12 protein-coding genes and 2 tRNA genes are annotated in these 14,215 nt (G+C 46.5%); 7 read left to right on the plus strand and 7 right to left on the minus strand.

Annotated features, from left to right (window positions below):
• Window positions 1-3 precede the first annotated feature (3 nt).
• The gene (locus C2745_RS05660) at window positions 4-2,463 is read right to left on the minus strand and encodes a DUF748 domain-containing protein (protein ID WP_215383410.1); all 2,460 of its coding nucleotides are present in this window, start codon (window positions 2,461-2,463) and stop codon (window positions 4-6) included.
• 77 nt (window positions 2,464-2,540) lie between these two features.
• On the opposite strand from C2745_RS05660, the gene C2745_RS05665 reads away from it, so the two are divergent.
• Complete coding sequence (locus C2745_RS05665) at window positions 2,541-3,137, plus strand: DUF1080 domain-containing protein (protein ID WP_215383411.1); 597 nt, start codon at window positions 2,541-2,543, stop codon at window positions 3,135-3,137.
• Window positions 3,138-3,195: 58 nt separating this feature from the next.
• Here C2745_RS05665 and C2745_RS05670 read toward each other — a convergent pair whose 3' ends face one another.
• The 4 genes from C2745_RS05670 to acs all read right to left on the minus strand — a co-directional run bounded on the left by C2745_RS05670 (window position 3,196) and on the right by acs (window position 6,571).
• Window positions 3,196-3,498, minus strand: coding sequence for a YciI family protein (locus C2745_RS05670; protein ID WP_215383412.1), 303 nt, complete (start codon window positions 3,496-3,498; stop codon window positions 3,196-3,198).
• Between the two features lie 141 nt (window positions 3,499-3,639).
• Entirely contained in the window at window positions 3,640-4,212 is a 573-nt protein-coding gene (locus tag C2745_RS05675) for a phasin family protein (protein ID WP_215383413.1), read from the minus strand.
• Window positions 4,213-4,446: 234 nt separating this feature from the next.
• A tRNA-Ser gene (locus C2745_RS05680) sits at window positions 4,447-4,537 on the minus strand.
• A gap of 60 nt (window positions 4,538-4,597) precedes the next feature.
• Window positions 4,598-6,571, minus strand: a complete 1,974-nt coding sequence (gene acs, locus C2745_RS05685) for an acetate--CoA ligase (protein ID WP_215383414.1) — start codon at window positions 6,569-6,571, stop codon at window positions 4,598-4,600.
• A gap of 187 nt (window positions 6,572-6,758) precedes the next feature.
• On the opposite strand from acs, the gene C2745_RS05690 reads away from it, so the two are divergent.
• The 5 genes from C2745_RS05690 to C2745_RS05710 are packed head-to-tail and all read left to right on the plus strand — an operon-like array spanning window position 6,759 to window position 10,913.
• Window positions 6,759-8,282: a fumarate hydratase gene (locus C2745_RS05690; protein ID WP_215383415.1), complete on the plus strand. Its 1,524-nt coding sequence runs from the start codon at window positions 6,759-6,761 to the stop codon at window positions 8,280-8,282.
• 18 nt (window positions 8,283-8,300) lie between these two features.
• A complete protein-coding gene (gene murI / locus C2745_RS05695; RefSeq protein ID WP_215383416.1) occupies window positions 8,301-9,116 on the plus strand; it encodes a glutamate racemase in 816 nt (271 codons plus the stop codon).
• On the plus strand, window positions 9,116-9,799 hold the full coding sequence (locus tag C2745_RS05700) for an energy transducer TonB (protein WP_215383417.1): 684 nt from the start codon (window positions 9,116-9,118) through the stop codon (window positions 9,797-9,799). Before murI ends, C2745_RS05700 begins: the two co-directional genes overlap by 1 nt.
• A gap of 5 nt (window positions 9,800-9,804) precedes the next feature.
• Window positions 9,805-10,497, plus strand: a complete 693-nt coding sequence (locus C2745_RS05705; protein WP_215383418.1) for a MotA/TolQ/ExbB proton channel family protein — start codon at window positions 9,805-9,807, stop codon at window positions 10,495-10,497.
• 2 nt (window positions 10,498-10,499) lie between these two features.
• Window positions 10,500-10,913, plus strand: a complete 414-nt coding sequence (locus tag C2745_RS05710) for a biopolymer transporter ExbD (protein ID WP_215383419.1) — start codon at window positions 10,500-10,502, stop codon at window positions 10,911-10,913.
• A gap of 26 nt (window positions 10,914-10,939) precedes the next feature.
• Here C2745_RS05710 and C2745_RS05715 read toward each other — a convergent pair whose 3' ends face one another.
• Window positions 10,940-11,407: a hypothetical protein gene (locus C2745_RS05715; RefSeq protein WP_251368299.1), complete on the minus strand. Its 468-nt coding sequence runs from the start codon at window positions 11,405-11,407 to the stop codon at window positions 10,940-10,942.
• A 68-nt stretch (window positions 11,408-11,475) separates the two neighbouring features.
• Window positions 11,476-11,564, minus strand: a tRNA-Leu gene (locus C2745_RS05720).
• Window positions 11,565-11,697: 133 nt separating this feature from the next.
• Between C2745_RS05720 and C2745_RS05725 the strand changes: the two genes are divergently transcribed.
• Window positions 11,698-14,154 (plus strand): penicillin acylase family protein, encoded by a 2,457-nt coding sequence (locus C2745_RS05725; RefSeq protein ID WP_215383420.1) that lies wholly within the window; start codon window positions 11,698-11,700, stop codon window positions 14,152-14,154.
• Window positions 14,155-14,215 lie beyond the last annotated feature (61 nt).

The raw sequence follows: 14,215 nt of genomic DNA on the forward strand, positions 1-14,215 counted from the left end.
AGTCTACTTGATTCTGACCTCAACATCGAGAGGAATCCCCTCTTTTCCAGCCTCTGCAGTCTTCACGTCACCCACTTGAATGCGCTCTTTGAGGGTGGGATTAGCCTTCACCATTAAGTCGTATGCCAACTTAGCGCGATTGGTCGCCAATTCTTTTAACTCGGCATCACTTATAACTATCCCAGCGATTAATTCGTTATGTAATTGTTCGTTACGAGCCTCGCCATCTGGAAGCGTTAACAAGCGCTGTCCTAACTTGATGCGGCCGATATATTGAGCGTATGCCGCTTTTAATCCAGACTGAATGCGTGGATCAGTCAAGCTTGGTACTGGCACAGGCTCTCCCAGTGATAACTTAAACCCAGCATCTTTCAGAATGGCAGTGTCGGCTTTTGCTCTAGCAAGCGCTTGCTTGTCTTGCACAGGATCATAAGTGCCAAAAATTTCTAAACTGGAATTCGTACGCTTAGACAAGTACTCGCCAAACTTTTCAAGACGCTCTTGGTCAACTGGCAAAAAGACTACCTCGCCTGGAACTGCATTTACGCCCTCTTCACCGCCCATGCCCAATACAGCTGCTAAGGCCCTAAACGGTGCAGTAGCCACATTGGTAAGCACATTACTAATGGCCTGCCATACCAAACCGCTGGCGCTAAATTCTGGGGAGTCGACATTGCCTGCAATGCGAATCGTGACATCGATCGTGTCATCCGAATCTTCTAATAATGCAATCGCCAATCCCAGTGGTAATTTTTTACCCTGAAAGTCTGCGACCTCATCACCTAACTGCACTCTCTTAATAATGATTTGATTGCTACCGTTTAATTGGCCATCTTTCGCGCGGTAGTTCAAGTTCAGATTGAGATTGCCGCCAGTGATTTGATGGCCCGCATAAGTCATCACAGCAGGATTAAAGGTGGTGAGCGGTAAATTCCGAAAGCTCATCAAGATATCGTGATTACGACGTGGATCATCGAAAGAGGCTTGACCTTTTGCGCGCATACTTCCGGAGCCCGCCACTACACCATCCATCGCAATGGAAGTAAAGCGTCCAGGAACATTGCTGGCACCCAAGAATGTAGCATTGAACTTTTTAATGTCGACTTTAAAGTTAGGTCGCATCGCTAAATCCATGAAGTAGACCTCGCCATTTTTGAGATTGACCGTACGAATATCTAAATTAAATGTATCTTTGCTTACTTGCGTAGCGGCGACCTTTGCAGGCTCCGCCTGAGGACTTTCTGAATTCACCTCAGCCGTTTTGGTTACCTGTGGTTTTGAGAATAAGCGGCGGAAATTCGATAAACCCTGATCATTAATTTCAAAACGCAAATTCGGATGATCCAAGATCACTTCATCAATTGCGAGTGCAGTCGACTTAATGCCGGAATTTTTACTGCTCTTATATTCAAGCTGACGAATATCCGCGCTATCCCAAGTAATCAGCGGTGTTTTTTCACCCTTCTCGATGACAGACAAATTGCTTAACTGCGCATCGCCAGAAATTACTTCAGCTTCTCCGCCCAACTTGACTGCAAGATCTGCATTCAACACTCCGCTGGTACCAACTAATTCCTTATTCGCTGGCAACAAGGCAATCAATGGCGCTGTGGAGATATCGACAATCTTGACCTTACCCTCTAGGGCTTTCGATGCAGTGTTCAAATCCCAGTGAGAGCGAATATTGCCACCATCCAACTGAAGATCTAATTGAAGCCCCAGACGATTAGGGCTTGGGTTATCTAGCCCTCCGCCAATCACTACCTTATTAAAGGCGATCGTCTTGTTCATGCCAGGTATAAGCAATTGCAAGGAGCCCAGATTGAAGTCGTACTGCCCTCGTACACCTGAAACCACGCCATTTTGGTCATAGTTCGCTACGTCGAGCAATTTGATAGAGAACGGTTTGAGATCCTCTTTTAACTTTGAAGAGTCATCTATCAAACTCAGAGATCCCGCCTTTACCAAAAACTCATCTACCGAAATCTTGATAGGCTTTTTTTCCGCCTGAGGATCTTTTGGCGGAAGGTTTTTTTCTACTGCATGAATAAACTCTTGCCAATTCCATTGCACTGCTTGCTTGCTCTGTTGCCTTATTGCCGCGCGCTTCTCAACCAAGATCTTTGGCTCATCTAGCAAGATCTCATCAAAGCCCACTTCGCCCAATAGCAGCTTAGTCCACTTTAGAGTGATCGCTAGTTTCTTAAACTCCAGCAGCTTTGCGCTACCGCCTTTAGCAATATGCAAACCATCGAGCTCTATATGTAAGCGCAATGGAGAGAGGCTTAAGTCTTGATAGGCAATTTCATAACCCAGCTTGTCACCATACTCAGCCACCGCCTTTTTAACCAGCCCAGGTACAAATGCATGGCTGCCCGCCCAAAAAAGAGCCAGCATAACCATTGCGGCACCCACTAGACGTAGGCCCCATCGTTTTATCTGAGGGTTTTGGAGGGAAAGCATGTACTTGTCTTTAGCAATCGATATGGGTCACAATGAAAATTATCCCAGAACAATAAATATACCCTTTAGGAGACCCTATGAAACCAGTATTGAATAAGCTACTGTCGTCCACCCTCTTTTGTCTTTGCCTTATGGCTAATGGACCTGCAGCGTTCGCCCAAAATCAAGATGGTTTTACGAGCTTGATTGATGGAGTGAGTCTTAATGGCTGGAACATCATCGGTAGTGCTAACTGGGTAATTGGCAATGGGATGATTGAAGGCAATAAACCCAATGGATTTTTAGTGAGCGATAAGAGCTATAAAAACTTTGTGATCAAAGCAGAGTTCTGGGCAGAATCCAATACCAATAGCGGCATTTTTATTCGCTGCCAAGATCCCAACAAGGTAAGCCAATACAGCGCCTATGAAATCAATATTTGGGATACGCGCCCTGAGCAAGCATATGCAACCGGTGCGATTGTTGACGTTGCTAAGGTAAACCCCGTTCCTAAAGCTGGCGGACGTTGGAACACAATGGAGATTGTTGCCAATGGTTCCCATTTCAAGGTGAGCTTGAATGGGGTTGTTACTGTTGCCGATGCGCAGGATACTAAGTTTACCGATGGACCTATTGCACTGCAGTCCGCAGGTGGCACCATCAAATTTAGAAAGCTAGAAATTAAACCCCTTTAAAAATACGCCTGCAATGAAGAAAGCCACCCTAGGGTGGCTTTTGTTTTATCCGGGTTGCTTATGCCGGTGGAAATCCCACCTTTTGTGCCCACATATTATTAAAGACATGAATCACTGGCTTCTCATACACACCAGCCTTGGTGAAGGGCTCATCTTTTAACCAAGCATCAGCATCTGCCCTACTCGGAAAATCGATTGCCAAAAGACTGCCTACAGTTGTCTGACCATCTTCCGATGTTAGTGGGCCAGCAAAAGCCATGCGATCTGCCAACTTCGCTAAATAGGCGCGATGCTCTGGGCGCACCTGAACGCGTAGGTCTGCAGTGCCAGGACGGTCCATTAATAGAATTGCAAAAATCATTGTTATCTCCCAATGTCGTTATTTAAGTATTACTCTCGACTGCTCGTTCTTTTGCGGCATGAATGAGATATTACGGTAAAACCAATTTCCCAAAAGAAAAAACCGCCCGAAGGCGGTTTTCAATAAAGCGGTTAAAACGAATTAAGCAGCTTTACGTGTCTTAGCAGCTGGCTTAGCAACAGCATATTGACCTTGAATGTTTGCCATTGCAGCGTCAACACTCTTCTCAAAGTTAGCAAATGCGTCAGTTGCAGTTGCACGAACTTGGTCGAACTGTTGGAGTGAAGATTCGAATGCAGTTTTGAATGCAGATACAAATGCCTCAGAACCAGCAGGAGCTGTTTTAGTAGCTTCTTTAACGAACTTAACTAAGTCGTCACGTGCGTCGTCGATTGAAGCATCGATAACTTGAGCAACTTCTTTATTGCCATTGCGAACAACTTTGTTCACTTTAGCTTGGTAAGCAGCAGCGTACTTAGCAGCTTCTTGAGCAACTTCAGGCTGAGCCAATTTAGTTAATTGCTGTGGATCCTTGATTGCCAACAATTGTGTGCTTGCATCTTGTGCAGCAGCCATTGCATCTTTAGCAGCAGCTTGGTTGATTTCTGCCAACTCTTGCGCGCTTTCAACAGCAACTTGTGCCAAGTGTTTTGCGTTTTCAACTGCTTTAGCTTGAGCTTGAGCGATCTGGTCGTTTAATTGTGCTTGAAACATGATTTTTCCTAACTTAAGTAATTTGGTTAAATTTTATTGCGATGCACCATTATAAAAAGAAAAATGGTGCGCTGCAAGATATTTGTACTGCACCGCACCAAATAATTGAAAAACCGCATTTTTGAGCCAAAAATCGATATTTTAGGGCGCCATGAGCTGTTGTTATTTTGCTTGGGCCATGGGAATTAGCCTAAAAGACAATAAAAAACCACCCGAAGGTGGTTTTTGACTACTTGGCGGAAGAGGCGGGATTCGAACCCGCGGTAGGCTATTAACCTACGCACGCTTTCCAGGCGTGTGACTTAAACCGCTCATCCACCCTTCCGTACAGTCGTTGATTATACGATTGCCGAAAGGGTTTGCCTCTAAAAGCCTATTTGGCTAGTTATAGAGACTCTTTGAGCTGGTCCAAGATGTGTGGGTTTTCCAAAGTTGAAGTGTCTTGAGTAACCTCTTCGCCTTTAGCGATCACACGCAATAAGCGGCGCATGATTTTGCCGGAACGGGTTTTAGGCAAGTTATCGCCAAAACGAACGTCTTTTGGTTTAGCGATTGGGCCAATTTCTTTGCCAACCCAGTTACGCAGTTCAGTAGCAACCTTCTTCGCTTCCTCACCAGTTGGACGGCCGCCTTTGAGAACCACGAATACGCAGATTGCCTCACCGGTTAACTCATCTGGACGACCAACTACTGCCGCCTCAGCAACCAATGGGTTAGCAACTAAGCAAGATTCGATTTCCATTGTTCCCATACGGTGACCGGAAACGTTCAACACGTCATCGATACGACCAGTAATGGTGAAGTAGCCAGTATCTTTGTTACGGATTGCGCCGTCACCTGCAAGATACAAAGTACCGCCTAACTCTTCTGGGAAATAAGACTTCACGAAACGATCGGCATCATTCCAGATCGTACGAATCATAGAAGGCCATGGACGTTTAACAACCAAGATACCACCCTGACCGTTTGGAACATCTACACCAGCTTCGTCAACAATTGCTGCCTGAATACCTGGCAATGGCAATGTGCATGAACCTGGAATCATTGGTGTTGCGCCTGGCAACGGGGAGATCATGTGACCGCCAGTTTCGGTTTGCCAGAAAGTATCTGCGATTGGGCAACGTGAGCCGCCAACGTTTTCGTAGTACCACATCCATGCTTCAGGATTGATTGGCTCGCCTACAGAACCCAAGAGACGCAATGAAGATAAGTCATAGCTCTTTGGATGCACTGCTTCGTCATTGCTTGATGCTTTGATCAATGAACGAATTGCTGTTGGTGCTGTATAGAAAATAGATGCTTTGTGTTTTTGGATCATCTCCCAGAAACGGCCAGCATTTGGATAAGTTGGAACGCCTTCAAACACAATCTCAGTAGCGCCTACTGCGAGTGGGCCATAAGTAATGTATGAGTGACCTGTTACCCAACCGATGTCAGCTGTACACCAGAACACATCGTTAGGCTTAATGTCAAAAGTCCACTTCATTGTGAGAATTGCCCACAAGAGGTAGCCACCGGTTGAATGTTGTACGCCCTTTGGCTTACCAGTCGAACCAGATGTGTAAAGAATAAACAATGGGTGCTCTGCACTTACCCACTCTGGCTCACAAGTAGTTGCTTCATTAGCAACGATTTCTTGCATCCAAACATCGCGACCAGCTTGCATCGCAACATCTGTGCCGGTGCGCTTGCTTACGATCACATGCTTAACCTTAGGGCACTCTCCAGTAGAAAGCGCTTCATCGCAAATAGCCTTCAATGGCAGAGCTTTACCGCCACGGAACTGGCCATCAGCAGTGATCACTGCAACCGCGCCAACGTCCATAATGCGATCACGCAATGCTTGTGCGGAGAAGCCGCCAAACACAACAGAGTGAATTGCGCCGATACGAGCACACGCTTGCATCGCAACAATGCCTTCAATAGTCATTGCCATGTAAATGATGACGCTGTCACCAGACTTAACGCCCATTTTGCGAAGTGCATTTGCCATTTTGCAAACGCGCTCGAGCATTTCTTTGTAAGTAACTTTAGTAACCGTACCGTCATCTGCTTCAAAAATGATGGCAGTCTTGTCGCCAAGGCCTGCTTCAACTTGACGATCTAAACAGTTATAAGAGGCATTTGTTGTGCCATCTTCAAACCATTTGTAAAAAGGTGCCTTGGACTCATCCAACACTTTGGTGAATGGCTTTTTCCAATAGATATTTTCTTTAGCGAGACGACCCCAAAAGCCGTCATAATCTTTCTCAGCTTCAGCGCAAAGCTTGTTATAAGCCTCCATGCCTGGAATAGCCGCGCCCTTAACAAAATCCTCTGGTGGGTGAAATACGCGGTTTTCTTGTTTTAATGGTTCCATGCTTCTAGGCCCTCTATCTAATAATCAATAAACTAATTAAATCTACAAATGCGCGAAAATATCGCAAAATGAAGGGTGTACGCCCTCAAGACCTTAGAAGATAAGTGAAAACACCCGGGATTTGCTCTATGGCAAACCCTTAAAATAGGGCAAACCTTACTAATAATGTGGAAATAAGCCAAAAACCATGACAAATATCAAACAAAACGACCTTATTCAAAGCGTTGCGGACGCATTCCAGTTCATTTCCTACTACCACCCAAAGGACTTCATTACCGCCATGGGCAAGGCTTATGAGCTCGAACAAGGTGAAGCTGCCAAGGATGCGATCGCTCAAATTCTGACCAATAGCCGCATGTGCGCCGAAGGTCACCGCCCAATGTGTCAGGACACTGGTATTGCAGTGGTTTTCCTCAAAATCGGTATGAACGTTCAGTGGTCTGATGCCACGATGAGTGTTACTGAGATGGTGAATGAGGGTGTGCGTCGCGCTTACCTCAACCCAGACAATATGCTGCGCGCTTCAGTATTGACTGATCCTGCAGGCAAACGTAAAAACACAGGCGATAACACCCCTGCTGTTGTCCATTACGAAATCGTTCCCGGCGATGATGTTGAAGTCATTTGCGCTGCCAAAGGTGGTGGCTCAGAGAACAAGGCCAAGATGGTCATGCTCAACCCTTCTGACTCTATTGTGGATTGGGTTCTGAAAACTGTTCCGACCATGGGCGCTGGCTGGTGCCCTCCCGGCATCCTTGGCATCGGTATTGGCGGCACACCAGAAAAAGCCATGTTGATGGCTAAAGAATCTTTAATGGGTCCGGTCGACATTCAAGAGCTGATCGCTCGTGGCGCGAAGACTCGTGCTGAAGAGTTGCGCTTAGAACTCTACGAGAAAGTAAACAAGCTGGGTATTGGTGCACAAGGCCTCGGTGGTTTAGCTACTGTTCTCGATATCAAGATTATGGAATACCCAACGCACGCTGCTTCATTGCCAGTGGCGATGATTCCGAACTGTGCTGCCACCCGTCACGTGCACTTCCACTTACACGGCGATGGTCCTGCAAAATTAGAGAAGCCTTCCCTCTCTGATTGGCCAGATGTCACATGGACACCAGATACCAAGAAATCTAAACGCGTTAATTTAGATACCCTGACAGCAGCAGAAGTAGCCAGCTGGAAACCAGGTGAAACCTTATTGTTGAACGGCAAGATTTTGACTGGCCGTGATGCAGCGCATAAGCGTATTCAAGACATGCTCGCCAAAGGCGAAGAATTGCCAGTGAGCTTTAAAGACCGCGTGATCTATTACGTTGGCCCAGTAGATCCAGTTCGTGAAGAAGCGGTTGGTCCTGCAGGTCCTACTACTGCAACACGCATGGATAAGTTCACCGAGATGATGCTTGCGAAGACCGGCTTGATCTCCATGATCGGTAAAGCAGAACGTGGTCCAGTTGCGATTGAAGCAATCAAGAAACATAAGTCTGCCTACCTGATGGCTGTTGGTGGCGCCGCTTACTTAGTGTCTAAGGCAATCCAGACTTCTAAAGTGGTTGGCTTTGCTGATTTAGGCATGGAAGCGATTTATGAATTCGATGTCAAAGACATGCCGGTAACAGTTGCCGTGAACTCAGAAGGCATCTCGATGCATGAGACTGGTCCTAAAGAGTGGCAAGCCAAAATTGCTGGTATTCCAGTAAAGATTGCTTAAGAACTTACTGGCCCGACATTGGCTCTCATAGGAGTATTTGACTCTGGCGTTGGAGGCTTATCCATTTTGGATGAGTCTTTGCGCCAGCTTCCGCAGCATGATTACATCTATCTAGCGGATTCTGCCAACGCACCCTATGGCGAGAGATCGAGCGATTGGATTGCGCAGCGCAGTCTTGCTTTATGCCAATACTTAGCGAGTCAGGGTTGCGATGCCATCGTAGTCGCCTGCAATACGGCGACTGCTGAAGCGATCAAACAGATTCGTGCTGATATTTCTATTCCAGTCATCGGCGTAGAGCCGGGCATTAAACCTGCTTCCATGAAAACCCAAAATGGCATTGTGGGTGTCTTAGCCACTGAAGCTACTTTAAAGAGCGACAAGTTCAATGCGCTGTTGGCAACGCTGCCCGGCAATTGCCAGTTCATCAAGCAATCGGGTGCTGGCCTTGTTCCCTTGATTGAAGCAGGCAAGGCCGATAGTGAAGAAACATTTGAGTTATTGGCAAAACATTTAGAGCCGATTCAAGATGCGGGTTCAGATACCTTGGTGCTAGGCTGTACCCACTACCCTTTCTTGCGAAAATCTATTCGCAAATTGTTGGGTGACTCCATCAGCCTAATTGATACCAGTGATGCGGTAGTAAGGCAACTCAAAAGACAGCTGGAATCAATCAATCAGTCGGTTGATGCAACTGGCAAGGGCTCGGTTACATTTGTCAGCAGCAAAGACGGCCCTGCACTTTTAAATATGGCACAAGATCTTTTATCTGCCGATTTAAATCTGCATGCACTAGAAACAAAAGCATTGGGCGCTGTATTGGGTGGCGTGTAATGAGCGCTTTTTTAGACAAGATCTCTTCTCACCTACCGTTTAATAAAACGGAACGCATCATCATTGGTATTGTGATTTTGCTGCATGCTTTACCCGCACTAGATCTTTTGCATTGGAGTGCTCCACCCCCCAAAATGGATGACACGCGTGTCATGGCCAATTTAGTAAGCCCAGATACTGCAGGTCAAAAAGCGGCTGCTCCAGCTCCTGTTCCTCCCCCAAAGCCGAAGCAAGAGCCGAAGAAAAAGCCGCCCGAGAAGACTACTGAAAAGCCTTCGCCTACCCAAGCTCAATCAAACCCAACCCCACAAAGTCAGCAGCAAAAAAGTGAGTCTCAGACTCAAAATGCTTCTGTAGCGCCAGCAACCAGCGGCGGGGCTAGTGGCACACCCATTCAGACGGACATTGGTAAACTGGTCGTTGTATATCAGCCTGATGCGGATGCTTATTACCCTTCGTTCTCCAAGAGATCTGGCGAACAAGGAACCGTGGTTGTACGTTTGATTATTTCTGAAACAGGTGAGGTCGAGGATGTTGCTATATTGCAATCAAGCGCCTTCCCTAGACTCGATCGTGCAGCCACTGATATTGGCAGACGTTACCGCTTTAAACCTTTTTTGGTGAATGGCTCACCTCAACGAATTTCCACCAATCTCTTAATTAAATTTAATCTTAAGAATTAATCATTATGAATACACCATTTGGCATTGCAAATCTTTGGCTCGAAGGAGATGCAATTACTCGCTTTGTAGCATTGGTACTTTTAACAAGTTCGATCGTAACTTGGGTGATTTTGCTAACCCGCCTATGGGATCTGCGCAATCTACGAAAACTCAAGCCTGAACTCGAAAAGTTCTGGCACGCTACTTCTTTTGAGCAAGGCATTCAGTCATTCTCTGATCATGCCAACAACCCTTACTATCAGATTGCGAGATCAGCAACCAAGGCTTCAGCGCACCACCAAAGCCAATCAAGCAATCACCGCGAACTATTGCAAACCTTAAATTACTCTGAGTGGATGGCCAGAAGCGTTAAGAACAGTATTGATGGCATTGCAGCAGGACTTCAAAAGGGCCTCACCTTTTTAGGTTCAACCGGTGCAATTGCTCCTTTCGTTGGTCTGTTTGGTACCGTGTGGGGCATCTACCATGCCTTGATTTCCATTAGTAGCTCAGGCAGTGCTCAGATTGATCAAGTGGCTGGCCCAATTGGCGAGGCACTCATCATGACGGCCCTTGGTTTGGCAGTGGCAATTCCAGCGGTATTGGGTTTTAACGCGCTAAACCGTGCAAACAAATTATTTGTCGCTGATCTCAATCGCTTTGGTAATGACTTGTTAGCGTATTTTGTGACTGGCGCACGCGTTAACTCCGGGGAATAAGAATGTCTTTTCACATTCAAGACGACCAAGGCGATGATGGCATCATGGCCGAGATCAACATGACTCCTATGGTGGATATCATGTTGGTGCTATTGATTATCTTCATCATCACCCTGCCCGTTATCCAACAAGCAGTCAAGGTGGAATTGCCTAAGGCTAATAGCGTACGCAATGAAGTTAAGCCGGAGTCCGTGCAACTATCAATTGATGCGAATGGTCAAATCTTTTGGAATAGCACCGCGATTGATCTCAAAACCTTCGATGGCTATGCTGAGAAAGCTGCACAAAAGGATCCGCAACCTGAGATTAACTTGCGTGCAGATAAATCTGTTAAGTATGAATATGTAGCGCAAGTGCTCGCAGCCTCACGCAGAGCGGGCCTAACTAAACTTGGATTTGTAACCGAACCTAATTAAACGGATTTGGTGTTTTATTTGGTCTTTTATTTAGCTCTATAGGGCATCTTGGAAGGGAAGCATGTCTCTTCGCTGGTATGAGTGCCATTGCCGATGGTTGCCCCCAAGATACCTCCCTGTATTTTCTCGACCTTCTTAAATTTACCGGTAACTGGATCAAGTGTAATGTTTGTCACTACAGTTCCAGCCGGATATGAAACGCCCATAATTTCTTCTGGTTCAAACTTGGCTTCTATTAAGATCAAAATGTTGGGGCGCGCAAGCGTGACACTTTTAACAGTTTGTATTCCGAAACCATCCGCCTGATCCAAGTCGCGATCATCTAAAAATACTTTAGCTTTTTGGGTGCCAGAAGCGAGTGAAATTTTCATCTCGTAATCTTCGGTGTAGCCTTTTTCAGAACGCTTGCAGTTGAACTCAAGGACATCAACAGCCCACGCAGAAGCAGATGACAGAACTAAGCAAGAGCAAATGAGGCGGCGGATGAAATTCATAAGATAGAGAATAAGGTAAACCAAGGCGTGGACGCAGTGGATACAGTGCGACTTACCCGATATATTGATGGTGCCCGAGGCCGGAATCGAACCGGCACGACTTTTTTGAGTCGGCAGATTTTAAATCTGCTGTGTCTACCGATTTCACCACTCGGGCTCGCACTAGCAGATAACTGCAGCGCTAAATAAATCAAGACAAGCGAAATTTTAGCATGCAAGCCCAAATAGGCACGGGAAACCCCCATCTTGCGGCCCCAGGCTTATCCCGCCAAAACCACTAAAATATTCGAATGAAATCGACTGCCAATCCGGCCGGACTCCGCAAACTCTTGCGCCCCCTTATTTGGGTGCTGGGAATAAGCATCGTCGCCCTACTTGCAGTTGTGATTCTTTATCTTTCTTCCGCAAAATCCAACCCCTCCGGAAAGCGCATCATCAAGGGGATTGGTGACTCTGTTGTTATTACATTTGATGAGTCCGATATCCCGCACATCAAAGCCAATAGCCAAGCAGATGCGCTGTTTGCTCTTGGATATCTGCACGCCTCAGAGCGTTCCTGGCAATTAGAAATGAATCGTCGCATTGCTAGCGGTCGCCTTTCTGAAATCTTAGGTCAAGAAACCGTCAGCATTGATCGCTTCATTCGCACACTAGGAATTAAGCGTGCCGCTGAGCATCAATTTGATCGCTACCCTGTTTCAGCAAAGCGTCTCTTGCAGGCATACGCTGATGGTGTGAACGCAGGCAACGCCCAACTAGGTTGGGCACTTCCCATTGAATACTTTTTGACTGGCTCAAAACCAGGTCACTGGTCTCCTACTGATAGCGTGGCCTGGATGTTGATGATGGCTTACGACCTTGGTGGCAATTGGAATAAAGAATTGCAACGCCTTGAGCTATCTCAATTTCTGACTACCAAGCAAATTTGGGAGGTCATGCCATCTTTTGAGAACGACCCCGTCAGCAACGTCGATTTTGCAAAAATGTATCGCGAGCTAAAGGTGTTTAGCCAGACCGACAGACAACCAGTCAACCGCTCTAAAAACCTCCCCACTACTGAGCTGTCTGGCCTTGACCTTGCAGGTGCTACGGATGGCGTGGGCTCAAATAACTGGGCTTTGAGTGGCAAACTCACTGCCAGCGGCAAGCCCTTATTGGCCAATGACCCCCATTTAGGTTTATCTGCGCCAGCAATTTGGTACTTTGCCCACATCGATGCTCCTGGGCTCAATGTGATTGGTGGAACCCTTCCTGGAATTCCGGCAATTGTTTTGGGGAGAACGGATAAATTTGCGTGGAGTTTTACTAACACCAATCCCGATGTCCAAGATTTATACATCGAGCAAATTGATTCCAAAAACCCGGGGATGTATCGCGGACCCGATGGACTACTGCCATTTAAAGTGCGCCAAGAAATTATTGATGTCAAAGGATCACCCTCCATTACCTTCTTAATTAAAGAAACGCGTCATGGGCCAGTGATCTCCGACTCCTATGCAAGAGCAAAGAAAGCAATTGATACTGATCGCTATGCTCTAGCGCTTCGCTGGACTGCGCTTGATGTTGAGAATCAATCGGTTGTGGGTCTCTTAGAAATGAATCGCGCAAAAGATTTGGATTCGCTTAAATTAGCCCTGCGCAAAAACTATGCGCCTATGCAAAATGTGGTGATGGCTGATAGTGATGGAAACATTGCCTATCAAGCTGCCGGTGTAGCGCCTAAGCGCTTGCTCCACCACGGACTCTATGGTGTAGCACCAGCACCCGGATGGGAAAAGCAAAATGATTGGAATGGCTATGTTCCATTTGATCATTTGCCATCAAGTAACAACCCTGAGCAAGGGTGGATCGCTACAGCTAATCAAAGAATTATCTCTAGTAACGACCCTAACCCACTGACTGGGGACTGGGATCTTTCAGCCCGCTACGACCGAATTTCCGATTTAATTAAATCCAGAAACAGTCATGACCTGGAATATATGAAAACTATGCAGGGTGATACGCTCTCGCTAACCTCGCTCCCCCTGCTGCCGCTCTTTAAATCGAGCCAACCAAGCCATCCACTGGCAGCGCAAGCGCTTGAACTTGCCCAAAGCTTTGATGGTGACATGACGGTCAACAGTCCTGGCGCGCTCCTGTTTAATGCTTGGGCAGATCATCTCACTCGAAATCTATTCTCAAGATTGAGTTATTTATTTACCGAGAATTATGGCAACCGCAATTACCGTGGCGCACTAATTGCACAGCTTCAAAATCCGAATAGTCCTTGGTGTGATGATGCAAAAACACCGACAGTAGAAACTTGTCCCGAGTCATCGAACAAGGCTTTTGATAAAGCTTTGGAATATCTATCTAAGGAGTATGGCAACGATCCTAAGAAGTGGTCCTGGGGTCAAGCACATACAGCCACTTCAGAACATCGCCCGATTAGCAAGGTTCCCCTGCTTGGCAAACTATTTAACATCACGACGCCTTTTCCTGGCGATAGTAATACCGTGAACGTTGGAAGACTAGAGTTACTTCGCTCCAGCAATCCCTATGAAACCGTACAGGCCCCAAGCATGCGCGCGGTTTATGACTTTGCTGATCTTGAAAAATCGATCTTTATTTACCAAACAGGCCAATCTGGCTGGGTGCAAAGTACGCTATATCGCAATATGAATTCGCTTTGGGCTAGCAACCAGTACCTCCCACTGCAAATGAAGCCTGAGAACACCAAGCGCCAGCTTGAGCTCAACAACCGATAAAAGCACCTCCAGCGCCTTTTTCAGGCGCTAAAATACGGTATTCGATTGAAATCGTCGCCAT

The sequence above is a fragment of the Polynucleobacter sp. AP-Kolm-20A-A1 genome, assembly GCF_018688315.1.
In the GTDB taxonomy this organism is placed as follows: domain Bacteria; phylum Pseudomonadota; class Gammaproteobacteria; order Burkholderiales; family Burkholderiaceae; genus Polynucleobacter.